This is a genomic window from Brachybacterium zhongshanense, from assembly GCF_055385755.1.
In genome coordinates, this window is sequence record NZ_AP043790.1 from 1,381,500 (window position 1) to 1,405,063 (window position 23,564).

At 72.0% G+C, this 23,564-nt stretch carries 21 protein-coding genes and 1 riboswitch; of the genes, 19 read left to right on the forward strand and 2 right to left on the reverse strand.

Annotated features, from left to right (window positions below; all coding sequences use genetic code 11):
- Positions 1-42 precede the first annotated feature (42 nt).
- Positions 43-1,314, forward strand: coding sequence for a cysteine--1-D-myo-inosityl 2-amino-2-deoxy-alpha-D-glucopyranoside ligase (gene mshC, locus ACZ5AJ_RS06310; protein WP_464138100.1), 1,272 nt, complete (start codon positions 43-45; stop codon positions 1,312-1,314).
- Between the two features lie 79 nt (positions 1,315-1,393).
- Here mshC and ACZ5AJ_RS06315 read toward each other — a convergent pair whose 3' ends face one another.
- Positions 1,394-2,203 (reverse strand): PAC2 family protein, encoded by an 810-nt coding sequence (locus tag ACZ5AJ_RS06315; RefSeq protein WP_464138102.1) that lies wholly within the window; start codon positions 2,201-2,203, stop codon positions 1,394-1,396.
- A 223-nt stretch (positions 2,204-2,426) separates the two neighbouring features.
- Between ACZ5AJ_RS06315 and ACZ5AJ_RS06320 the strand changes: the two genes are divergently transcribed.
- The 16 genes from ACZ5AJ_RS06320 to ACZ5AJ_RS06395 all read left to right on the forward strand — a co-directional run bounded on the left by ACZ5AJ_RS06320 (position 2,427) and on the right by ACZ5AJ_RS06395 (position 19,679).
- Positions 2,427-3,545, forward strand: coding sequence for a M50 family metallopeptidase (locus tag ACZ5AJ_RS06320; RefSeq protein WP_464138104.1), 1,119 nt, complete (start codon positions 2,427-2,429; stop codon positions 3,543-3,545).
- A 43-nt stretch (positions 3,546-3,588) separates the two neighbouring features.
- Complete coding sequence (locus ACZ5AJ_RS06325; protein WP_464138106.1) at positions 3,589-4,659, forward strand: tRNA (adenine-N1)-methyltransferase; 1,071 nt, start codon at positions 3,589-3,591, stop codon at positions 4,657-4,659.
- An 80-nt stretch (positions 4,660-4,739) separates the two neighbouring features.
- Positions 4,740-6,287 carry a proteasome ATPase gene (arc, locus tag ACZ5AJ_RS06330; protein ID WP_464138107.1) on the forward strand — a complete coding sequence of 516 codons (1,548 nt, stop codon included), beginning with the start codon at positions 4,740-4,742 and terminating at the stop codon, positions 6,285-6,287.
- Positions 6,284-7,957, forward strand: coding sequence for a depupylase/deamidase Dop (dop, locus tag ACZ5AJ_RS06335; protein WP_464138108.1), 1,674 nt, complete (start codon positions 6,284-6,286; stop codon positions 7,955-7,957). The genes arc and dop overlap by 4 nt, the downstream gene beginning before the upstream one ends.
- Positions 7,958-8,024: 67 nt before the next feature.
- Positions 8,025-8,213: a ubiquitin-like protein Pup gene (locus ACZ5AJ_RS06340; RefSeq protein WP_464138110.1), complete on the forward strand. Its 189-nt coding sequence runs from the start codon at positions 8,025-8,027 to the stop codon at positions 8,211-8,213.
- Positions 8,214-8,301: 88 nt separating this feature from the next.
- Positions 8,302-9,693 (forward strand): Pup--protein ligase, encoded by a 1,392-nt coding sequence (gene pafA, locus ACZ5AJ_RS06345; protein WP_464138112.1) that lies wholly within the window; start codon positions 8,302-8,304, stop codon positions 9,691-9,693.
- Positions 9,694-9,846: 153 nt separating this feature from the next.
- Entirely contained in the window at positions 9,847-10,809 is a 963-nt protein-coding gene (locus tag ACZ5AJ_RS06350; RefSeq protein WP_464138114.1) for an FKBP-type peptidyl-prolyl cis-trans isomerase, read from the forward strand.
- Between the two features lie 88 nt (positions 10,810-10,897).
- Positions 10,898-11,278 (forward strand): FKBP-type peptidyl-prolyl cis-trans isomerase, encoded by a 381-nt coding sequence (locus ACZ5AJ_RS06355; protein ID WP_464138115.1) that lies wholly within the window; start codon positions 10,898-10,900, stop codon positions 11,276-11,278.
- Positions 11,248-13,428 (forward strand): primosomal protein N' family DNA-binding protein, encoded by a 2,181-nt coding sequence (locus ACZ5AJ_RS06360; protein WP_464138117.1) that lies wholly within the window; start codon positions 11,248-11,250, stop codon positions 13,426-13,428. Before ACZ5AJ_RS06355 ends, ACZ5AJ_RS06360 begins: the two co-directional genes overlap by 31 nt.
- Before the next feature lie 30 nt (positions 13,429-13,458).
- Positions 13,459-14,463 carry a methionyl-tRNA formyltransferase gene (gene fmt / locus ACZ5AJ_RS06365; protein ID WP_464138119.1) on the forward strand — a complete coding sequence of 335 codons (1,005 nt, stop codon included), beginning with the start codon at positions 13,459-13,461 and terminating at the stop codon, positions 14,461-14,463.
- Complete coding sequence (locus ACZ5AJ_RS06370; protein ID WP_464138120.1) at positions 14,460-16,076, forward strand: RsmB/NOP family class I SAM-dependent RNA methyltransferase; 1,617 nt, start codon at positions 14,460-14,462, stop codon at positions 16,074-16,076. Before fmt ends, ACZ5AJ_RS06370 begins: the two co-directional genes overlap by 4 nt.
- On the forward strand, positions 16,076-16,762 hold the full coding sequence (gene rpe, locus ACZ5AJ_RS06375) for a ribulose-phosphate 3-epimerase (protein WP_464138122.1): 687 nt from the start codon (positions 16,076-16,078) through the stop codon (positions 16,760-16,762). The genes ACZ5AJ_RS06370 and rpe overlap by 1 nt, the downstream gene beginning before the upstream one ends.
- 118 nt (positions 16,763-16,880) lie before the next feature.
- Positions 16,881-16,999, forward strand: a riboswitch (FMN riboswitch).
- A 96-nt stretch (positions 17,000-17,095) separates the two neighbouring features.
- Positions 17,096-17,800 (forward strand): nicotinamide riboside transporter PnuC, encoded by a 705-nt coding sequence (gene pnuC / locus ACZ5AJ_RS06380; protein WP_464138124.1) that lies wholly within the window; start codon positions 17,096-17,098, stop codon positions 17,798-17,800.
- Between the two features lie 118 nt (positions 17,801-17,918).
- Positions 17,919-18,182, forward strand: coding sequence for a phosphoribosyl-ATP diphosphatase (locus ACZ5AJ_RS06385; RefSeq protein WP_464138126.1), 264 nt, complete (start codon positions 17,919-17,921; stop codon positions 18,180-18,182).
- A 112-nt stretch (positions 18,183-18,294) separates the two neighbouring features.
- Positions 18,295-19,152, forward strand: a complete 858-nt coding sequence (hisG, locus tag ACZ5AJ_RS06390) for an ATP phosphoribosyltransferase (RefSeq protein ID WP_464138128.1) — start codon at positions 18,295-18,297, stop codon at positions 19,150-19,152.
- 89 nt (positions 19,153-19,241) lie between these two features.
- A complete protein-coding gene (locus ACZ5AJ_RS06395) occupies positions 19,242-19,679 on the forward strand; it encodes a PH domain-containing protein (RefSeq protein WP_464138131.1) in 438 nt (145 codons plus the stop codon).
- On the opposite strand, the gene ACZ5AJ_RS06400 is transcribed toward ACZ5AJ_RS06395, so the two are convergent.
- Complete coding sequence (locus tag ACZ5AJ_RS06400; protein WP_464138133.1) at positions 19,663-20,829, reverse strand: DUF3866 family protein; 1,167 nt, start codon at positions 20,827-20,829, stop codon at positions 19,663-19,665. The genes ACZ5AJ_RS06395 and ACZ5AJ_RS06400 overlap by 17 nt on opposite strands.
- 133 nt (positions 20,830-20,962) lie before the next feature.
- Here ACZ5AJ_RS06400 and ACZ5AJ_RS06405 point away from each other — a divergent pair, with 133 nt between their 5' ends.
- Both ACZ5AJ_RS06405 and tatA read left to right on the forward strand, forming a co-directional pair.
- The gene (locus ACZ5AJ_RS06405) at positions 20,963-22,981 is read left to right on the forward strand and encodes a WYL domain-containing transcriptional regulator (protein WP_464138136.1); all 2,019 of its coding nucleotides are present in this window, start codon (positions 20,963-20,965) and stop codon (positions 22,979-22,981) included.
- A 147-nt stretch (positions 22,982-23,128) separates the two neighbouring features.
- The gene (tatA, locus tag ACZ5AJ_RS06410) at positions 23,129-23,485 is read left to right on the forward strand and encodes a Sec-independent protein translocase subunit TatA (RefSeq protein WP_464138138.1); all 357 of its coding nucleotides are present in this window, start codon (positions 23,129-23,131) and stop codon (positions 23,483-23,485) included.
- The last annotated feature ends 79 nt before the right edge of the window (positions 23,486-23,564 follow it).

Here is a 23,564-nt window from a genome sequence, read left to right on the forward strand (position 1 = left end):
AGCAGCCCGTCGGCGCCCGTGGCCAGACCGTATGATCGTCGGGTGCGCTCCTGGACCTCCCCTTCTCTGACTCCGCTTCCCCCGTCGTCGCACCCGCTGCGGCTGCACGACACGAGGACGGGCCGCATCACCCCGGTGCTCCCCATCACTCCCGGGACCGCACGTCTGTACGTCTGCGGCATCACCCCGTACGACTCGACGCACCTGGGCCATGCCGCGACCTACCATGCCGCTGATCTGATGCGCCGAGTGCTGATCGACACCGGACTCGAGGTCGAGACCGCGCAGAACGTCACCGATGTCGACGATCCCCTCCTCGAGCGCGCCGAGCGCGACGGCGTCGACTGGCGCGATCTCGCCGCCGAGCAGACGGATCTGTTCTCCGAGGACATGGAGGCTCTGCGCATCCTCGCGCCGAGCACCTATCTCTCGGTCAGCGAGGCGATGGATCGCATCATCGCGACCGTGGACGCGCTGCGACGGCGCGGCCGCGCCTACCAGGTGCCCACGCCTGATGCCCAGGGCGAGGACTGGTACCTCGATCTCGCGATCGACGGCGCCCTGGGCGACGTCTCCGGCTGGACGCCGGAGCAGATGCTCGAGGTGTTCGCCGAGCGCGGGGGAGACCCCGACCGATCCGGGAAGCGGGGCCGCTTCGATCCGCTCCTGTGGCGAGCCGAGCGCGCTGGGGAGCCCGCCTGGGATGCCGGTGAGCTCGGTCGCGGTCGGCCGGGCTGGCATGTCGAGTGCGTCTGCATCGCCTCCGACGGTCTGGGGCTGCCCTTCGACATCCAGACCGGTGGGAGCGATCTGATCTTCCCCCATCACGATCTGAGCGCCGCCCACGCGGTCGCGCTGGGTCGAGGCTTCGCGAGCGTCTACCCGCATGTGGGCATGGTCGCGCACGAGGGGGAGAAGATGAGCAAGTCGCTGGGGAACCTCGTGTTCGTCCACCGGCTCGTGCGCCAGGGCGTGGACCCCGCAGCGATCCGTCTGGTGCTCGCCGCCCACCACTACCGCACGGACTGGGAGTGGTCGGACGCCGAGCTCGATCGGGCAGTGGAGCGTCTGGCCGCCTACCGGGCCGCCGCGGCTCGCGGCGGCTCCAGCCCGGCCGTCGTCTCGGCGGTGCGATCGGCGCTTCGCGAGGACCTCGACACACCGACGGCGCTCGAGGTGCTGGACGCCTGGGCCGACGGGCGGGAGCTCCGCCCGGAGGAGGCCGGGCTCCGCTCGGAGGCCGACGACGCGCAGGGCTTCGATGATGTGCCTCGCACGGTGGACGCCCTGCTGGGCATCGATCTGACCGCCTGACCGCCTGCTGGCTCGCACGCCCGAGCCGCTGGGCGCCAGCACGCCCGACGAGCCGAGCACGTGCGCCCAGAGCTCGCTCTCAGCCCTCCTCGCGACGGCGGCGCAGGAACTTCTCGAACTCCCGGGCGATCGCGTCGCCGCTCGCCTCGGGAAGATCTGCGGCGTCCTGGGCACGCTCGAGGCGACGCACGTAGTCGGCGATGTCCTCGTCGGTCCGGGCGAGGTCGTCCACGCCGCGCTCCCATGCCTCGGCGTCCTCGGTCAGCTCCTCGAGCGGGATCCGTGCGCTGACCGAGTCCTGCACCTCGCGCAGCAGCGCGAGAACGGCCTTCGGGGAGGCGTTCTGCGAGACGTAGTGGGGCACCTGCACCCAGATGCTGATGGTGCGCATCCCGGCGCTCGTGGTGCGCCGGGCCAGGATCGTGGGAACCCCGATCGGGCCCTCGTACAGCGAAGCGTCCAGCACGACCTCCGCCGCGCCCGGTTCGACCTGCGCGGTCACCGGCAGCGGGCGCGTGTGCGGGGCGTCGGCGAGCAGCGCGCCGAGCGAGATGACGGCATGGACGTCCAGCAGCTGGAGCTGCTCGAGGACCTCGTCGCAGAAGCGCTTCCAGTGGAGCGACGGCTCCGGTCCCAGGACGACGACTAGCTCGGGCCCCTGCGGTGGAGTGACGATGCGCAGCTCGGTGTCCGGCCAGTCGACCACCCGCAGCCCCTCGTCCGTGGTGCGGATCTCGGGGCGATTGACCTGGAAGTCGATGAAGTCCTCAGCATCGACCGCACCGGCGGGGCGGGACGGCCACACCTCCAGCAGGTGCTCGACGGCCCCGGTCGCGGCCTCTCCCGCGTCGTTCCATCCGCCGAAGGCGGTGATGGCGATGCGACTCATGCATCGATCATAGGTCCGATGGATGCTCGGGGGTGCTCCGCCGAGGGCAGGCAGGCGCTCGGCGGAGTGGTCCGCAGGCGAGGTGCAGGCTCGGCGGCTATCCTCCCCGGGACCCCGCGCGCACCGGACGGTGCGCGCCCATGCACATCACAGGGCATGCCGCCCGCGTGCCACGACGCATCGATCGGGCGCCGCTCCGGGCCGCCCCGGGAGGAGCCAGCGGATGAAGAGCCCCGAGCTGAGGCTGGGCGGCCTGCCCCCGGTGCGGATCAGTCCCGGAACGGTGCTGACCGTGCTGGTGCTCGCGCTGGTCGTCCATCCGGTGCTCGCACGATCCGGTGTCGGTGCGGGCACGGCGGTTCTGCTGTCCCTGGGCATCGCTCTGTTCATGATCCTGTCCGTCCTCCTCCATGAGCTCGCCCATGCGCTCGCGGCCCGTGCCTTCGGAGGGACCGTCGACCACATAGCGCTGACCCTCTGGGGAGGTCACACGCAGTACCGCGGGGATCGGGTCGGGGCAGCCGGCTCCGTGGCGATCTCCCTCGCCGGGCCGTTCGCGAACCTCCTCCTGGCGGGGGCATCGGCTCTCGCCGCCCAGCTCTCGCACGCCGAGGGTGGGGGAGCAGCCCTCCTGTTCTGGACCTTCTGCGCCTATCTGAACACCGCCCTGGCCGCCTTCAACCTCCTCCCGGGCCTGCCGATGGACGGCGGTCGAGCGGTCGAGTCGCTGCTCGGCGCCGTGCTGCGGAACCGTCCTCTGGGCACGCGCATCACCGCCTGGGCGGGTCGCGGGATCGCCGCGCTGGTGATCCTCGTGCCGCTGTGGCAGATCGCCCGCTCCGACTCCATCGGCAGCACGGGGATGCTCACCGTCGTCTGGGCGGCCGTGATCGCGATGATGCTGTGGCAGGGCGCCACCCAGGCGCTGCACGGTGCCGCTGTCGCGCAGCGCGTGGCCGGACTGGATGCGCGGGCCCTCGCACGACGTCCGCCCCTGCTGGACGCTCGCCAACCGGTCTCGACGATCGTCGGATTTCCCGACGCCGAGCAGACCCTCGTGATCCTGCCCCCCGCCGGTGCCGGTCAGCCCTCGATCGCGCAGAGCGTGGACGGCCCGGCCCTCGCCGCGGTGCCGGCGCCCGAGCGCGAGCACACCCCTCTGAGCGCCGTCTCCAGGCCGCTGGGGCCGGTCGGGGAGCTCTCCGCGGACCTTCGGGGGGATGCTCTGATCAGCGCCATGCTGGACGCTCCGCGGGCCGTGTACCTCGTGCGCGAGGAGAACGGCGCCATCACCGGTGTGATCCTGTCCTCGCAGGTGAACTCGCTGCTGCGCGGACGGTGAACCGCCCGGTCATGGCACCCGCGATCCGCCTATGCTGGCGGGCATGACCGACGCGCCCGAGCACACCGACGTCCCTGCCCCCGGGCAGGATCCTGCCCCGCGCGCCCCGCGCCGCGGGCTGGATCGCACCGGCCCCTTCGAGCTGGGCGACAAGGTGCAGCTGGCGGACTCCAAGAACCGGCTGCACACCATCACGCTCAAGCCGGGCGGCGAGTTCCACACCCACCGGGGCGTGCTGCGCCACGACTCCCTGATCGGCTCCGAGGACGGGACCGTCGTGGAGGACTCGGCGGGCAACCGCTATCAGGCGCTGCGTCCGCTCTACGCGGACTACATGCTCTCGATGCCGCGCGGCGCCGCGATCATCTATCCCAAGGACTCCGCCCAGATCCTCATGTGGGGCGACATCTTCCCGGGCGCCCGCGTGCTCGAGGCGGGGGTGGGGTCCGGTGGACTGACCACTGCTCTGCTGCGCGCCGTCGGCCCTGAGGGCTCCGTGCACTCGATCGAGCGGCGCGAGGACTTCGCCGGAGTCGCCCGCGAGAACGTGGAGACCTACTTCGGCGGCCCGCATCCGGCATGGCAGCTCTCCGTCGGCGACTTCCAGGACGTCGCTCCGACCCTCGCCCCCGAGGGGCCGGCCGTCGACCGCGTCGTGCTGGACATGCTCGCTCCCTGGGAGTGCGTGGACGCCGCCGCCGAGGTGCTCGTCTCCGGCGGGGTGTTCCTGGCCTACGTGGCCACCGTCACCCAGCTGTCGCGCACGGCGGAGGCACTGCGCGATCACGGACAGTTCACCGAGCCCTACGCCTGGGAGTCCTTCGTGCGGCCGTGGCACCTGGAGGGCCTGGCCGTGCGGCCGGAGCACAGGATGAACGCCCACACCGGCTTCCTGCTCACCGCGCGCCGGACCGCGCACGGCACCGCGGCCCTGCGTCGCGTGACCCGCCCCGCCCCGGGATCCCGCGACGAGGCCGAGCTGAACCACCCGGACAACGACGGCTTCGGGGGCAGCGAGAGCGAGTGGAGCGCCCAGGACCTCGGGGAGCGGGGCGTCGCTCCGCGCAAGATCAAGCGCGCCCTGCGGGACATCCGCCAGGGCCGCGACCGCTGAGGACGGTCCCAGGGCGGACGCCCGACCCGTCGGCGGCCCGGACGGCCGCCGCACCGTGCAGGAGGAGGACAGGCGCGATCATGAAGACCTACGCCGAGATGAGCGCCGAGCTCGAGCGCTTCGCCGCGCAGAACGACCGGCTGACTGCGAGCCTGCGCTCCGCCCGTGCCCAGATCGTCGAGCTCAAGGCAGATCTGGAGCGTGTGGGCGAGCCGCCGAACTCGTACGCCACCTTCCTGCGGCGCGCCGAGGGTACCACCGTCGACGTCCTGCACAACGGGCGGCGGCTGCGGGTGGCGACAGCCGCGTCCCTGGACCTGGACGCGCTGGCACCCGGGACCGAGCTGCGGCTGAACGAGTCGCTGGCCGCCGTCGAGGCGGTCCCTCCGGCGGATGCGGGCAACGTGGTCACGGTCCTCGAGGCGCTCCCGGACTCCCGCGTGCTCGTCGCCGTCGCCCCCGACGACAACCGGGTCCTGCGCCGCTCCGGCGCTCTGGGCGATACGGTCCTGCATCATGGCGACCACGTGCTCGTGGACCTCAAGGCGCAGCTGGTGATCGAGCAGATCGACCGCGCCGAGATCACCGATCTCGTCCTCGAGCAGGTCCCCGACGTCTCCTTCGACCAGATCGGCGGCCTGTCCGAGCAGATCGAGACCATCCGCGACGCCGTCGAGCTGCCGTTCCTCCAGCAGGATCTCTACCGCACCTACGGTCTGCGCCCGCCCAAGGGAGTGCTGCTCTACGGCCCGCCCGGCTGCGGCAAGACGATGATCGCCAAGGCCGTCGCCCATGAGCTCGTGCTGCGCAGCGCCGAGGTGCGCGGGGTGTCCGTCGCCGAGGCGCTCGCGAACTCGGCCTTCCTGAACGTGAAGGGACCGGAGCTGCTGAACAAGTACGTCGGCGAGACGGAGCGCTCCATCCGCCTGGTCTTCGAACGGGCACGGGAGAAGGCGGCGGCCGATCATCCCGTCGTCGTCTTCTTCGACGAGATGGAGGCGCTGTTCCGGACCCGCGGCAGCGGTCTGTCCAGCGATGTGGAGACCACGATCGTGCCTCAGCTGCTTGCGGAGATCGACGGGGTGGAGGGCCTGGACAACGTCATCGTCATCGGTGCGTCCAACCGTGAGGACATGATCGATCCCGCGATCCTGCGGCCGGGCCGGCTGGACGTCAAGATCCGGGTGCGCCGGCCCGACGAGCGATCCGGCCGCGAGATCCTCGGGCTGTACCTGGGCGGGGACGTCCCCCTGAGGGACGACCGCGAGACGCTGCTGGATGCCGCCGTCAACCGCATCTACGACTCCGGCCCCGCCTCGGCGTTCGTGCGGGTCGAGTACGCCGACGGAGGCGCGGAGACCCTGCACTTCCGCGATCTCGTGTCCGGGGCGACGCTGCGCAACATCGTCGACCGGGCCAAGAAGAACGCCGTCAAGCAGCAGATCTCGAGCGGCGAGGTCGGCATCTCCCTCGACCATCTGCGCGAGGCGATCACGACCGAGTTCGCGGAGAACGAGGACATGCCGTCGGCCGAGAACCCCGACCAGTGGTCGCGGGTCTCCGGCCGCCGGGGGCGGAAGGTCGAGGCGATCATCCCGCTGCGCCGTCACGAGGAGGACAGAGCATGACGAGCAGGAGAGCACGGCTCACCACCGAGCGCCCGATGGGCATCGAGACCGAGTTCGGCGTCCTGCACGCCGATCTCGACGACCGCGCGAAGGCGGGGGCCGGCAGCGCCATCCTCCTCTCCCATCTGGTCGTCGGCGCCTACGCCCTGCTCGCCGAGGAGGAGGGGGAGCGGGGCCGACGCGTGCGCTGGGACTACGGCGACGAGTCCCCGCTCCGGGATGCCCGCGGCTTCGAGATCGAGCGCGCTGCCGCGCACCCCACCCAGCTGACCGACGAGGTGCACGACGCGCACCTGCCGTCGGTCGAGCTCGACGGGCCCGTCCTCGGCTCCGACGTCGCTCCGGAAGGGCCCGACGACGAGGTGCTCTCCTGGGCCGTGCACCGCTCCGTCGGCAACGCGGTGCTGGTCAACGGCGCTCGCTGGTACGTGGACCACGCCCATCCGGAGTACTCCGCACCCGAGGTGATGCGCGCCCGGGAGGCGGTGGTCGCGGACCGCGCCGGCGAGCTCGTCGCCCGCCGCGCGATGGAGATCCTCCAGGGCGCCGACGGCATCCCCGACGTGGCCCTGTACAAGAACAACACCGACGGCAAGGGCGCCTCCTACGGCACCCACGAGAACTATCTGCTGGACCGCTCCGTCCCCTTCGAGGAGGTCTGCGCCGCGCTCCTGCCCTTCCTCGCCACACGCCAGGTGCTGGTGGGAGCCGGCCGCGTGGGTCTCGGCACCCGCGGGACCGAGCCGGGCTTCCAGATCTCCTCCCGGGCCGACTTCATGGAGGCCGAGATCGGCCTCGAGACCACGCTGAACCGGCCGATCGTGAACACCCGCGACGAGCCGCATGCGGACGCCTCCCGGTTTCGCCGGCTGCACGTGATCATCGGCGACGCGAACCTCCTGGAGGAGTCCACCTTCCTCAAGCTCGGCATCACCTCCCTCGTGCTCGCCGCGCTGGAGGCCGGTCACCGGGAGGGCGATCCGATCCTGCCGGACCTGACGCTCGCCGATCCGGTCTCCGCGGTGCATGCGATCAGCCACGATCCGAGCCTGCGCACGAGCGTGCCTCTGAAGGACGGCCGCGAGATGACCGCCCTCCAGATCCAGCGCGCGCACCTCGAGGCCGTCGCCGCCCGCGCCGACCTCTCCGATCCGGAGACCGCTCAGGTCGTCACGGCGTGGCAGGAGATCCTCGACCTGCTGGAGCGGGACCCGATGCTCGCCTCCTCCCGCGTCGAATGGGTCGCCAAGCTCCAGCTGCTCGAGCGCTATCGCGCCCGCCACGGGCTGGACTGGTCGGATCCTCGCCTGCACGCGATCGACCTGCAGTACTCGGATCTCCGCCCTGCCCACGGGCTCTTCGGCAAGCTGCGGGCCGCCGGCGCCGTGCCCTCGCTGGTCGACGAGCAGGAGGTCCTCTCCGCCGTCACGACCCCGCCCGCCTCGACGCGCGCCCATCTGCGCGGCCGGCTCATCGGTGCCCACCGCGAGTCCGTGCCGTCGGCCGGCTGGGACGTCATCACCCTGGCCGGTTCCGAGGGCGGGATGAGACTGCGGCTCGCAGATCCGCGTCTGGGATCCGCCCGCTGGTGCGAGGACAATGGCATCGACCCCGCGGCCGACGTCGAGACCCTCGCCGCCGCCCTGCGCGGGGCCGTGAACCGCACCTGACGCCGCCACCCCGGCGACAGCAGACCGACCGCCAGACAGCCAGACGACCGACGACGAACGGAGCATCATGTCCCAGCAGTCCCTGAACGCACCCGGAGCCGGTGACGGCGACGAGACCCTCGACGACGCCCTGACCGGCGGGCAGACCTTCACCTCCGCCCAGGCCGCCGAGGACGTCCTCGACGAGATCGACGCCGTCCTCGAGTCCAATGCCGAGTCCTTCGTCCGTTCCTTCGTCCAGAAGGGCGGCCAGTGACCACGGCGCCCGCGGCCATCGGGCTCTCCGGGGGCGCCGGGGCCGTCGACACCGCGCGGACGCGCACCGTGGACGCGGGAGTCCGCTGATGCGGCGCCGCGTCGGTGGTCTGGAGACCGAGTACGGGCTCGTCTGCGTGGGCTCGGACGGCACCCGCGCCCTGGAGCCGGAGGCGGCCGCCCGCGAGCTGTTCCGTCCGGTGGTGGCGCTGGGCCGCTCCTCCAACGTGTTCCTCCGCAACGCTGCGCGCCTCTACCTCGACGTCGGCTCGCATCCGGAGTACGCGACCGCGGAGTGCGACGACTGGTGGGACCTGGTCGCGCAGGACCGCGCCGGCGAGCGCATCCTCGCGGACCTCGCCGCGGGTGCCAACGCCCGCCTCGCCGAGGCCGGCGAGGACGCCACGATCCACCTGCTGAAGAACAACGTCGACTCCGCGGGGAACGCCTTCGGATCGCATGAGAACTATCTGGTGGACCGGCGCGGGGAGTTCACGCGCCTGCCGGCGTTCCTGCTGCCGTTCCTGGTGACCCGCCAGATCGTCACGGGCGCGGGCGGCGTGGTGCGGGAGGCCGACGGCACGGGGACCTTCGTGTTCTCGCGCCGGAGCGACCACATGTGGGAGGCCGTGTCCTCGGCGACCACCCGCACCCGCCCGATCATCAACACCCGTGACGAGCCGCACGGCGATCCGACCCGCTTCCGGCGGCTGCACGTGATCGTCGGCGACTCGACCATGAGCGAGGTGTCCACCCGCCTGCGCTTCGCCACCACGGATCTGGTGCTGCGGCTGATCGAGTCCGGCAGGACCCTGCCGGACCTCGCACTGGCCGACGACATCTCCGCGATCCGCAGCGTGGCGCGGGACCTGACCGGCTCGGCACCGCTCCCCACCGCGGCCGGCGGCACCGTCACCGCCCTGGAGATCCAGCAGCGATGGCTCGACCTCGCCGCGACCGTCGCCGAGGAGGCTGAGGCGCCGGTGCTCGAGGACTGGCAGCGGGCGCTGGACGCAGTGCGCACAGGAGATCGCTCCTGGGCGGAGCGCACCCTGGACTGGGCGATCAAGGAGAAGCTGATCGGCCAGGTTCGCGAGCGCCGCGGCGTGGACCTGGCCGATGCGTCGATCGAGCGCCTGGATCTCGCCTACCACGACATCTCTCCTGACCAGAGCGTCTTCCAGGCGCTTCAGCGGCGCGGACTCGCACCTCGCGTGCTCGACGACGCGCGGATCGAGAGGGCTCGCACCGTCGCACCGGCCACCACTCGTGCGCATCTGCGGGGGCAGGTCGTCACGCTCGCGCAGGAGCTCGGCGTCGACCACGTCGTCGATTGGACGACGCTGCGGATGACGAGGCCGGGCGCCATGCCGGTGCAGGTGCTGGATCCCTTCGCCACGAGCGCGCCGGAGGTGGATGCCCTGCTCGCGGAGATCCGCGAGGCGGGGAGGGCGCGCGCCGACGGAGCACCCCCTGCATGATGCCGGCGGCAGCACGCCTGCGAGCTCATCGGGCCGCTCGATCCTCGCGGGCCATCGTGCCCTCCCAGCTGGGCCCGAGGCTGCTCACGGCTCCAGCCCGTACCCTTGACCCCGCCTCCCCGCCCGGGACCCCCTGATCCGAAAGGCTCGCCCTTGATCCGCCGCCGCACCCTGCTGACCACCGCCCTCGCCGCCACCGCCGCCATCGGGCTCGCCGCCTGCAGCGACGACACCGACGGCACCGGGTCCACCGCCTCCGACGGGGGCACCGGCCTCACCGGCACCTCGCTGGACGGCGTCACCGTCAGCGATGACCTCGGGGCCGAGCCGACGGTGGAGTTCACCCCGCCGCTGACCGTCGACGCGGCCGACGCGGCAGTGATCGTCGCGGGCGACGGGGCGGCCCTCGCCGCGGGCGACGTGGCGGTCCTGCGCAGCATGTACGTCGACGCCTCCACCGGGGAGACCCTGCAGTCGTGGTGGCAGGGCGCCTCGGCGAACACGCTCACGATGAACGCCGACTCGATCGGCGACTCCGCGCTGGAGTTCTTCCAGACGGTGACGGTGGGCTCGCGCTTCGCCATGGCGGGCTGGCAGACGGACACCTCCGGCACCACCTACTCGCTGGTCCAGGTGGCGGACGTCGACCACGTCATCCCGTCCCTGCGCGCGGAGGGGGAAGCGCAGGAGGTCTCCGGCGACTTCCCGACCGTGACCCTCGCGGAGGACGGCGCGCCGTCGCTGGACTCGACGCCGACCGGCGACGCCCCGACCGAGACCGTCCGCGAGGTCCTCATCCAGGGCACCGGCGACATGACCCAGGCCGGCGACTACCTGACGATGGCGTACACCGGCTGGCAGTGGTCCGACGGCTCCCAGTTCGACTCCTCGTGGGACGCCGGCACCACCTTCTCGTTCACGCAGGGTCTCGGCCAGGTCATCCCCGGCTGGGACGATCACCTGCTGGACCTCTCCGTCGGCAGCCAGGTCATGCTCGTGATCCCGCCGGCCGACGCCTACGGCACCACGGAGGAGGGCAGCACCAGCGCACTCGCCGACCAGACCCTCATCTTCGTGATCGACGTCCTCGACGCCACGCGCCCCTACAGCGCGTGACACGGAGCCGGCGCCTCCCGGCGCCGACTCCATCGGCCGCACAGGCCCCGCTGATCCGTCCGCTCCCATCCCGACCCCAGGAGGACACATGACCCGCAGCAAGCCCGAGATCGACTTCCCCGAGGGCGAGGCGCCCACCGAGCTGATCGTCACCGACGAGATCGTCGGCGAGGGCGAGGAGGCCGGACGCGGCGATGTCGTGGACGTCCACTACGTCGGCGTCTCCCACTCCAGCGGCGAGCAGTTCGACGCGTCGTGGGACCGCGGTGAGCCGCTGCGCTTCCAGCTCGGCGTCGGCCAGGTCATCAGCGGCTGGGACCAGGGCGTCCAGGGCATGAGGGTCGGTGGCCGTCGGCGCCTGGACATCCCTGCTCACCTGGCCTACGGCGAGCACGGCGCCCCGCCGGTCATCGGTGCGAACGAGACCCTGATCTTCGTGTGCGACCTGGTGGCGGTGCACAAGCGCTGAACGCCCAGACCACCGGCGCGGCGGGGGAGCAGGAGGGACTCTTCGAGGCCCCCGCCCCCGCCGCGGTCGTCCCCGATGCTCCCGACCCGGCTCGCACCGATGCGAGCCGGGCCGTCGGGCTGCGCACCACGGCGGGCTTCGAGGTCGTCGACGAGCTGCCGGTCGCCAGCGTGCGACTGATCGGGGTGCTGCCCCACCTCGACAGGCCCTTCGAGTACGCGGTCACTCCCGCGACGGCCGACGCCGGCCCCGGGATGCGGGTGCGCGTCCGCTTCTCGGGGCGCGACACCGAGGGGATCGTCCTGGAGCGGCGCGAGCATCCCACGACGGACCGTCCGCTCGCGGCGCTGGGCCGTCTGGTGTCCGACGACGTGGTGATGCCGCCTTCGCTGATGCGAGTCTGCGAGGAGGTCGCCGATAGCTGTGCCGGCTCTGTCGGCGATGTGCTGCGCCTCGCGCTGCCACCGCGCCATGCGCGCGCCGAGCGAGCGGACCGCGCCGCCGCCGAGAAGGAGGCGGCGGAGGGGGCCGCGTCAGTGGGACCGGAGGAGACGGAGGGACCGGAGGAGACGGAGGCGGGCGCTCCGCGCGCGCCCCGCCCCGGGGACCGCTACACGGGCCTCTCGGCGCTCGTCGCCCGTGCGGGCGGAGCCGAGGGGCCCGTGCCGCGCGCCGCTCTGACCCTGGACGCCGCCGACCCCTGGACGACGGTGGTCGCCGACGCGATCGCCGATGTAGCTCCGGGTGTCGGCGTCCTCGTCGTCGCCCCCGATCAGCGCGACGTCTCCCGGCTCTCCCGAGAGCTCGACGAACGGGCACTCCACCATGAGGTCCTCGCCGGCACGGAGGGGCCGGAGAAGCGCTATCGGACCTACCGACGGATCCTGCGCGGCGCGACGCGGATCGTGCTGGGCAACCGCTCGGCCGCGTTCGCCCCCGTGCAGGATCTCGGGCTGATCGTCTGCCTGGACGAGTCCGACGACCTCCTGATCGAGCCGCGCGCCCCGTACCCGCGCACGCGCATGATCCTGCAGCGGCGCTCGCACGAGGAGCGTGCGGCGCTGCTGCTGGTCTCGAGCTCCGAGTCGGTGGCCGTGCGTTCGCTGGTGGATGCCGGGCACCTGGTGGACCTTCGACCGGTGCCCGCTCCCATGCCTCTGGTGCGTCCGAGGATCGTCGCCATGGACCGCTATCTGCGTGACCGTGAGGGCCCGGGAGGTCGCACGCGCCTGCCCGGAGAGGCGCTGCGGGTGATCCGACGAGGCATGACGAGGGGTCCCGTCCTGGTCCAGGTGCCGCGCTCCGGATACGCTCCGGCGATCGCGTGCACCTTCTGCGGCACAAGGGCCCGCTGCCCCGAGTGCTCGGCACCGCTGTCGATGCGCGGCCGCTCCGGCCCCCTGCACTGCGGAGTGTGCGGTCGGCGGGAGGACGCGTACCGATGCCCGGAGTGCGACCGCACCGGCATGCGCGCGATGGTCGTCGGCTCCGCCCGCACCGCCGAGGAGCTGGGACGCACCTTCCCCGATGCCGTCCTCCAGATCGCCGGGGGAGCGCACGGCCCCCTCGAGGACGATGCCGTCGAGGACGGCGCGATCGTCGTGTCCACCCCCGGCGCGGAGCCGGCCCCACCCGGACGCTATGCGGCCGCCGTGCTGCTGGACGCCGACGCCATGCTGGGCCGGGCGGCCTACGACGCCGACGTCGAGGCTGTCAGGCGCTGGCGCAGCGCCATCGCGCTCGTCAGGCCCGGTGCCGAGGACGGCGAGGTGCTCGTGGTGGGCACCGAGACCCTCCCAGCCATCCGCGATCTGGTCGCCCACCGCTCCGCGCTGTTCCTGGACCGGGTGCTCGAGGACCGCCGAGAGCTCGACCTGCCACCGTTCTCCCGGGTCGCTGAGATCGTCGGCGACCGTGAGGCCTGTCGGCTCTTCCTCGAGACCGTCGATCTCCCCGACGGCGTCTCCGTGTTCGGCCCCGTCGGCCTCGAGGACGGGGACGACCGCGGGCGCGCCCGCGCTGTTCTGCGCATCGACCCGCGACGTTCCCAGGAGCTCGCCGATGCGCTGCGCGCCGGCGTCGCCGCGCGCTCCGCCCGCAAGCAGCGCGGATCCCTGCGGGTGCGGATGGACCCGTCGGACGTCTTCTGACCTGGCCCTGGCCCGTAGACTGAGGGCATCATGCGTCTGCTCTTCGCCGGCACCCCCGAGGCCGCCCTCCCGTCCCTGCGCGCGCTGCTGGACTCCGACCACGAGGTGGTCGGGGTGCTCACCCGCGCCGATGCCCCTTCCGGCCGCGGCCGGAAGCTCCGACCCAGCCCCGTGCGCTCCCTCGCCGACGAGGCGGGAGTGCCGGTGCTGACACCGCGCACCCTGCGCGACGCCGATGTCCAGCGGACCCTGCGCGATCTCGCCCCGGATGCCGCGCCCGTGGTCGCCTACGGGAACCTGATCCCCTGGCCTGCGCTCGACATCCCCGCCCATGGCTGGATCAATCTGCACTTCTCCCTCCTGCCTGCATGGCGAGGCGCCGCGCCCGCCCAGCGGGCCGTGCTCTCCGGAGCCGACGCGACCGGCCTCAGCATCTTCCGGATCGAGGAGGGGCTGGACACCGGCGACGTCCTCGCCACCGCCCCCACTCCGATCGGTGCGCTCGAGACGGCGGGCGAGCTTCTCGAGAGGATGGCGGACCAGGGAGCACATCTGCTGCTGGAGACGCTCGATGCGATCGACGCCGGCACCGCGGTCGCCGTACCGCAGGATCACGCGCTCGCCACCCACGCCGCCAAGCTCACACCTGCTGAGGCCCGCATCGACTGGACGCTGCCTGCGGAACAGGTCAGCGCCCATATCCGGGGCATGAGTCCCGAGCCCGGAGCCTGGACCGAGCTCGACGGCTCCCGGTTCAAGATCCTCGGCCTGGAGCAGGTCCCGCCGGACGCGCCGTCTCCGGCTCCCGGCGTCCTCGTCGCAGGCAAGCGGCATCTCATGGTCGGCACCGGGACCTCGCCCCTGGCCCTCGGGACCGTGGCTCCCGCCGGGAAGCGGGCCATGCGCGGCGCCGACTGGGCCCGGGGGGCCTCCCTCGCCGCCGGCGCGTCATTCGACGCGGCCCAGGACGATGATCGACACTCCGCGCAGCACAGCGGTCAGGATTCCGAGCAGAACCCCGAGGAGCGCGCATGAGCCGCGACGACGATCGGCATGGCGGCCAGCGCCGCTCCGGGCGCGGCGAGCGCGATGACCGACGGGGCGGTGAGCGCCGTCGGGACGCGAAGGGCCGCGAGCGCTCCGGCTCGCGCGGCCAGGGAGGGCCGCGTCGCGGCTGGTCCGAGAAGCGTCCCTCCGAGCGCGGACGCCGCACGACGCCTGCTCGTCAGGTGGCCTACGAGGGGCTGCGGGCCGTGCGGGAGGACGACGCGTATGCGAACCTCGTGCTGCCTCGCCTGCTCCGCCGCCACCGCGTCTCGGGACGCGATGCAGCCTTCACCACCGAGCTCTTCTACGGCTCGCTGCGCGCCCAGGGCCGCCTGGATGCGGTGATCGCCGCCTGCACCGACCGTCCGCTGGACCAGATCGACCCGGGCCTCCTCGACGTGCTCCGCCTGGGCGTCTACCAGCTGCTCGACATGTCCGTCGCACCGCACGCCGCCACCTCCGAGACGGTCGCCCTCGCGCGCCAGGAGGTGGGAGCGGGTGCCGCCGGCTTCACCAACGCGATCCTGCGACGCGCGGGCGAGAGGACGCTCGAGGAGTGGATCGAGGAGGTCGCACCGGATCGCACGACCGACCCCGCAGGCCATCTCGCTGTCGTCCATTCCCATCCGCGCTGGGTCGTGCGAGCGCTGACCGAGGCGCTGGCAGCGCACGGCCGCGACCCCGCGGAGATCGACGACCTGCTCGCCGCGCAGAACGCCGCGCCTGCGGTCTCACTCGTCATGCGACCGGGCCTGACCGATCTCGACGAGCTGATCGACTCCGGTGCGAGCCGGGGGCGTCTGTCCATCTTCGCGGCCTCCTGGCCCTCGGGGGATCCCGGCGGCATGGAGGCCGTGCGCGAGGGCCGTGCGGCGGTCCAGGACGAGGGGAGCCAGCTGATGGCCCTCGCACTCGCCGTCGGAGCCGACGACGACGTCCTCGCCGAGGACGCGCACTGGTTGGACCTGTGCTCCGGTCCCGGCGGCAAGACCGCGCTGCTGGGCGGGCTCACGATCGACCATGATGCCGACCTGCTGGCCGTCGAGCTGCAGGAGCATCGCACCGAGCTGGTCGACCGGGCTGTCGCCACGCTGCGCGAAGCCGGCTGCGAGATCGAGACGCGGACCGCCGACGGGACGACGATCGGCGAAGAGCTGCCCGAACGCTTCTCCCGCGTCCTCGCCGACGTGCCGTGCTCGGGCCTGGGCGCTCTGCGCCGCCGGCCCGAGTCCCGCTGGCGCCGGACCCCCGGAGACATCGGGCATCTCGGGGTCATCCAGCGCGATCTCCTGCGCTCGGCCCTGGATGCGACTGCGCCCGGCGGCGTGGTCGCCTATGTGACCTGCTCCCCGCATGCGGCCGAGACCCGTCTCGTGGTCTCGGACGTGCTGCGTCGGCGCGACGACGTCGAGCAGCTGGACGCGCGGTCCGCGGTGCGCGCCGGGATCCTCCCCGACGTCCGCGACGACGTCGAGCTGGGGGAGGGACCATCCGTCCAGCTGTGGCCGCACGTCCATGGCACCGATGCGATGTTCATCGCCCTGCTGCGCCGCCTGCCCGAGGCGCCGAGCGCCCCCACCGAGGAAGGACCCCGTCCCTGATGAGCCCCGCCTACTCCACCGACGGCCTCTACATCCACCCCAGCATCCTCAACGCCGACTTCATGCGCATCGGCGAGGAGCTCGATCGGATCTCCGCCGCCGACAGCGTCCATGTGGATGTGATGGACAACCGCTTCGTCCCCAACCTCACCTTCGGGACGTCGATGGTCGAGCAGATCGTCGAGCGCAGCCCCATCCCGGTCGATGCGCATCTGATGATCGCCGACGCCGATCGCGAGGCTCCGGCGTTCGCAGAGGCCGGGGCCTCCTCGGTGACCTTCCACCTGGAGGCCGCAGCCGCACCGATCCGCCTGGCCCGGGAGCTGCGCCGGAAGAACGCCGCGGTCGGCGTCGCGCTCCGACCGGCCACGCCGGTCGAGCCCCTGCTGGACGTCATCGGCGAGTTCGACATGCTGCTGATCATGACGGTCGAGCCCGGATTCGGCGGGCAGAGCTTCCTGGAGACGATGCTTCCGAAGATCCGTCGGGCGCGCCGCGCGATCTCGGAGGCGAACCTGGAGGTGTCGGTCCAGGTCGACGGCGGCGTGAGCCGCGAGACCATCGAGCGCTGCGCGGAAGCCGGGGCGAACGTCTTCGTCGCAGGATCGGCGATCTACCGGGCGCAGGACGCCACCGAGGAGATCGCCGCGCTGCGAGCGCTCGCCTCGACCCACGCCGCGCACTGACAGGGCGGGACGGCGGGGCGGGACGGCGCCGCGCCGCGCCGCACGGTTCTGCCATCTGTCGTCACCGTCACGGCGGAGCCGCTCCGACCAGGTATATCGTGGGGCGGTCACATCCTGTGACGTGCTCCGGGGTCGGTGAGAATCCGAGCCGGCGGTGACAGTCCGCGACCCGCGCCAGCGGTGGAGCCGGTGGAACTCCGGCACCGACAGTGAAAGCCTGGATGAGAGGCGCACGTCCTGCATGCCCTCGAGCACGTTCCGTGCGCGCTGCGAGCAGCATGCTGGATCCCTTTTCCCCCGGAGCCACTGCATCCGACGGGAGAGAGGACCCTCATGGATCTGCTGCAGTGGCTCTTCGACGCGAAGCTCGAGCTCGCGGGCGGACAGTTCATCCTCTGGCGCGAGGTGCTCGGCAACGTCTTCGGCCTGCTGAGCGCGCTGGGAGGCATGCGGCGCAAGGTGTGGGCGTGGCCCATCGGGATCGTGGGCAACCTCCTGCTGCTCACCGTGTTCCTCGGCACCGTCTTCGGCAGCCCCGCCAGCATCGACCTCTACGGCCAGGCCGGGCGGCAGGTGATGTTCATCGCCACCAGCGTGTACGGATGGGTGCGCTGGAAGCAGGCGAAGGATGCCGGCGGCACCGCCGTCGAGCCGCAATGGGCCTCCTGGGGAACCCGGGCTCTGCTGGTCGTGGTCATGGTGGGCGGCACCGCCCTGCTCACGCCCCTCTTCCGTGCGCTCGGCTCCTATGAGCCGGTCTGGGCCGACGCCTGGATCTTCATGGGCTCGCTGCTGGCGACCTTCGGCATGGCCAAGGGCTGGGTGGAGTTCTGGCTGATCTGGGTGGCGGTCGACATCGTCGGCGTCCCGCTCCTGATCAGTGCCGGGTACTACGCCAGTGCGCTCATGTACGTCTTCTACGGCTGCTTCACGCTCACGGGCTTCTTCGTCTGGTGGAGGGTCCGTCGAGGAGAGGACCGCCACCGGTCGGTCGAGGTCGAGACGGCGCACCTGGATCCGACGGTCCGCCGCCGCTGAGGCCGTGGCAGCCGCTGGGCCCGACGGATCCGCTGCGGTCGACGGATCCTCTGAGGTCGACGGATCCGAGGAGCGGTCCGTGGCGCGGTCCGACCGTCGGGACCAGTACCCTGGCACGGTGAAGGATTTCGAAGCGCTGTTCGCCGAGCTGACCGAGAAGGCCCGCACCCGCCCCGAGGGATCGGGGACCGTGCGGGAGCTGGACGGCGGCGTCCATCAGATCGGCAAGAAGATCGTCGAGGAGGCTGCGGAGGTCTGGATGGCCTGCGAGCACGAGACTCTCGACGACGCCGCCCTGGAGATCAGCCAGCTCCTCTACCACGTGCAGGTCATGATGGTGGCCAAAGGGCTCTCCCTCGAGGACGTCTACCGCAGGCTCTGAGCGTCCCGTCGGCCGCTCGCCAGATGCTCGGCGCGACGCGTCGCAGCCCCGCCCCGACCCATCAGCTCTGCCATCAGCTCTGAGCGCCGCCGCTGCGGCGAAGGAGGAAACCGTGCTGCGCATCGCAGTCCCCAACAAGGGCGCTCTGTCCGAGCCCGCCGCCGCGCTGCTGCAGGAGGCGGGATACCGCCGCCGCGGTATGGCCAAGGAGCTCGTCGTCGTCGACCATGAGAACGACGTGGAGTTCTTCTACCTGCGTCCGCGCGACATCGCCGTGTACGTCGGCTCCGGCACCGTGGACGTCGGCATCACCGGCCAGGACATGCTGATCGACTCCCGCACTCCGGCCGAGGAGATCCTCGCCCTGGGATTCGCCCGCTCCACCTTCCGCTTCGCGGCGCCCGTCGGCGAGCACGAGGACGTCTCGGAGCTCGGCGGCGCCCGCATCGCCACGAGCTACGAGAACCTCGTCCAGGACCACCTGGCCGAGCACGGCGTCAGCGCCGAGGTCGTGCACCTCGACGGCGCGGTGGAGTCCTCCATCCGCCTCGGCGTCGCCGACGTCATCGCCGACGTCGTCGAGACCGGCACGACGCTGCGCCAGGCTGGGCTGGAGCCCTTCGGCGAGGCGATCATGACGTCGGAGGCCGTGCTGTTCTCACGTCCGGGCCTCGAGCTCGACGACGCCGCCCAGCATTCTCTCGAGGTCCTCGAGCGGCGCATCCGCGGCGTGCTCGTGGCTCGCGAGTACGTGATGCTCGACTACGACATCCCGAGCGAGCTCCTCGAGCGCGCCGTCGCGATCTCGCCCGGATACCAGTCGCCCACGGTCTCGCCCCTGCGCGACGGGGAATGGTCCGCGGTGCGGGTGATGGTCGAGCGCCGCCAGTCCCACCGCATGATGGACGAGCTGTACGACGTGGGCGCCCGCGCCATCCTCGTCACCGCGATCCAGGCCTGCCGGATCTGAGGCTCCGGCGCGATCCCATGCCCCTGCGCGGAGGTTCCTCCGTCCCGTCGGTCCCCTCAGGGCCGACGGCTGGGGAGGGGCCGGCCGAGGTGGTCGTCCTCCGGCCGCTCATGGTCCGTCTGGTCGGCTACCCGACGGGCGCGGTGATGCTCTCCGGCACGGTCTGGTGGGCTCTGAATATCCCCGGGTTCTCCGTCGGCGGCCGCATCGCCCTGATGCTCCTGGGACTCCTGGGGCTGCTGGTGTGCCATCTCGAGGGCCGGGTGAGGATCGTCGCCCGCGAGCGCACCCTCGAGGTGCGCAACCATCTCTCCTCCCGCACCCTCGAGTGGGCCGAGATCATCGGAGTGGGGTATCCGATGGGAGACCCCTGGGCGCACCTGGATCTGGCCGACGGAACGACGCTCGCGACCATGGCGATCTCCAGCGCCGACGGCCGGAGGGCCGTGTCCGCCGCCCATCGCCTCCAGCGTCTCATCCAGGAGCGCGGGGAGGCGTCCCCCGAGACGTTCAGCGGGCGGGGATGAGGTCGGCGGCGAGCCGCCCGGCGAGGGCCGGATAGAGGAACGGGGACTCGTCCTCCTCGATGCCTCGGCCCATGCTCGCCAGGCGCACCGGCAGCGCCTCGAGCGCCGCGCGCAGACCCCCCGCGGGCATCTCATGGATCCTGTGCTCGAGTCCGCGAGCACGTCCGGGGTCGATGATCGTCGATCGCACCTGTTCCGTCACTGACGCATGGAAGCGGCTGTAGTCAGGATCGGCAGCGGAGAGCACCGGCAGGTGCAGGGGAGTCAGAGCGGCACGGCCGCAGACCGTCGAGGTGTGGTGGGACAGCCCCTGATGGCGATCGCGCGCATCAGCTCCCGACACGCGCAGCACGGCGATCGGCACCCCGCCCAGCACGCTCGCCGCATGGAGCGCCTCGACGGCCTGCACGCCGGAGAATCCCCAGGCGGTGCCGGTGCCGAGATTGCCCGGCCCCTGGACGACCACGGCGACGTCGGCACCGAGCACGATCCTCGCACCCAGCAGCGCGGAATGGACGGTCACGGCCTCATGGTCGCCGCCGAAGGCCTGCCCGGCGCTGATCGTCGCCGAGATCAGCCCCTCCTCCCGCAGCGCCGCAGCGGTGCGGGAGTACGCGGCGGGAAGCGCCGCGCCATCGGTGTGCACGTGCACGATCCGGGCCGACGGCGCGAAGGCCCGGATGCCCGCGACGACCGCCGGGAGCGCGGAATGGAGGTCCGCGACCACTACCGGCATGCCCGAGAGGTCATCGGCCTCCCGGAGCGCGTCATGGTGCTCGCCGGAGGGGTCGTCGATCGCATCGACCATGGTCTGCATGGGCGTGTACCGCGCCTTGACCATGTGCCCCTTCGGCTCGACCGGAGCGGGAAGAGCATCGGGCCGGGCGACGACGAGCGCCTCACCGCCGGTGCCCAGACCCCTGCGCAGGGCGTTCGTGTTCAGAAGCACCCGCTCGCCGATCCGCGGGCTGCCGGTGAGCTCCGGGTAAGCCAGCGCCCGGACGACCTCCCCTGCGGGGCCGTCGGCCGCCCCGGCGGGATCGTCCGCGTCCTCGGTTCGACGGGTCCGCTCGAGCTCGACCAGCAGCCGGACCGCACCGGACCATGACGTGCGCTCCCCGACGACGGTCCCTCGTTCCCAACGCAGCATGAGTATCAGGGTAGGCGCAGCCGGGCAGGTGGGGCGCCGCCGGACATCGGCCGGGCGCCGGCCGGGCGTCGGTCGCAGGTCAGCCGTGCCGAACCGCCCTCCGCGCCCTCATCACGGCCGGTACCCTGGTCGGGTGGCTGCCAAGAGCACGGAGAGACTCCTCAACGTCATCATGACGATCGGCTCGCGCCGGCGCATCGACCGCGCCCGCCTGTTCGCCGCGATCCCCGAGTACCGCGAGGGGAACGCGGCCGCAGAGCGCATGTTCGAGCGCGACAAGGCCCAGATCCTCGATCTCGGCCTCCCGCTGAGCACCGAGACGGACATGTTCGACGAGAACACCGTCTACTACCGCATCGACACTGCCGCCGGCGACGCCGTCCTCGATCTCAGCCAGGAGGAGTACACGGTCCTCCTGGCGGCGAGCCGCGCCTGGGACGACGCCGCCGCCGGGGGAGCTGCACGTCGGGTCCGGGCGAAGCTGCTGAGCCTCGGGCACGACGCCGACCCCGACCTGCTGCGCCGCACTCCGCGCGGGGCGGTCGAGTCCCTGCCCGTCCTGACACCGCTGCTCGAGGCGGTCACCACCGGACGGCGCGTGCGCTTCGACTACCGGGGCACCGACAACCGCCGCGCCGCCCGCCGGGTCGAGCCGTGGGTCGTCGGAGTCCACGACGGGCACTGGTACGTGCACGGCTGGGATCTGGACCGGGAGGCCACCCGCATCTTCCGCGCCTCGCGCATCGAGTCGTACCCCGAGGTCTCCACACTTGCGACCCGTCCGCGGCCGAAGGACGTCTCCCTGGCCAGCGCCCTCGAAGCGGCGCTGGGAGGCATGCACGGCGGACCGGAGAGCGCTCGTCCCATGCGCCTGCGCGCCGCGCCGTACAAGGCGCTCGCCCTGCGCGACCTCGCCGGCGCCGATCTCGACCAGGAGGAGTTCACGCTCCCGCCGATGCCCCGGTCGGCGGCGCGGCGCCTGGCTCTTGCGGAGACCCGCTGGATCGAGGTCCTCGACCCGACCGAATGGCGCGACGAGATCGCTGCGGTCCTCGAGGACATCGCCGAGGCGCACCAGGGGCCTGCGGATGCCAGCGCGCTCGAGCAGGCGCTCCCGCGAGATGCTCGACGCATCCGCACCCCCATGGGCAACGGCGACCATCTGTCCCGTCTGATCAGCGAGGCCTCCTATGTCATGAGCCGTGGCGAGGTGGCCACCTCCGATCTCGCCGCCGCCCTCGGCATCACCGAGAAGCAGCTCATCGACGATCTCCAGGTGCTGTTCCTGTGCGGGGACCTCGGGACCGGCTGGGAGCAGGACCTCATCGAGGCCGAGTGGGAGCACGGGGTGGTGCGCGTGCGCAATGCGGAGCCCCTCCACCGTCCGCTGCGGCTGAGCCGGGTGGAGATCACGGCGCTCCTCGCGGGGCTCTCCGTCCTCGAACCCTCCGCCGGAGCGACCGCGGACCTGGTCGCGAGCGCCACCGCGAAGCTCCGCGCCGAGCTCGGCGACGCCGATGCCGACACCGACGACGGCATGGACGGCTCCTCGGGCGCCTCGCGCACCGAGGGGGCCGACGGTGCCGCGGATGCGACGCAGAGGGCGAGCTCGCGCACCGCGACGCGTGCCGAGGCTGTGCTCGACGCCGTCGGCGAGGCGCTGCGCACAGAGGACGGGGCCCTCACGATCCGCTACTCGGCCCCTGACACCCCGGGCACCAGCGTGCGGCGGATCCGTCCGCTCGCCATCGAGACCGACGGATCCCGGTCGTACCTGCGTGCGCACTGCGAGCTCAAGGGCGACGAGCGCCAGTTCCGTCTGGACCGGATCGTCGAGGTGCTCTCCGACGATGCGCTCCCGCATCCGGCGGAGGAGAGCTCCGGCCCGGACCTCTCGGGCACCATCGAAGGGGACGTCTGGCTGAAGCTCGATGCACCAGGTCGCTGGGTGGCCGAGTCCTTCGGAGCCGACGAGCTCCGCGACGGCGAGGGGCCGATCGTCTTCGCACGCCTGAGCTCGCCCGTGCGGGCCGCGCTGGTCGATGCGGTCCTGGAGTCCGCTGGAGCCGCGGAGGTGCTCTCACCGAGTGATCTGAGAGACACGATCGTGATGGTGGCGCAGGACTCGTCCCGTCCGCCGTACAGGAACTAGGCGCTACGCTTATATGGCCCATCACACGGTGGGACGACATCACACGGTGGGACGAGTCGCCGTCTCCACGGCACGGCGATGCACGGGTCCGCTGTGGGACCATGGACTGAGCCGTGCTCGATGACGGCGCTGTTGAAAGGTACTTCCATGAATCTGTTCCGCAACCCTGCGGCTCTCATCATCCTGCTCCTGGTCGTGGTCCTGCTCTTCGGCGCCGGGAAGCTCCCGGGGCTCGCCCGCAACCTCGGCAAGTCGATGCGCATCTTCAAGAGCGAGGTCGAGGAGCTGCGCGGGGACGAGCGCCCCAGCGATGGCGAGGACGACGAGGACGACGAGGACGACCGCCGCGAGCGCCGCTCCTCCTCCAGCTCGAGCTCCCGCGATCGCGATCGTGACCGCGATGCCGACTCCGCCCGCGACCGCGAGTACGATCCGCGCGATGAGGAGACCCCCAGGCCGGTTCGCTCTCGCGACGACGACGACAACACCTACCGTCGCGACTGAGACGCATCCCGCCTCCGGGCGGGCATGACGGGTCCGGGCCGTCGACGGTCCGGACCCACAACTCTTGAGGAGCACATCC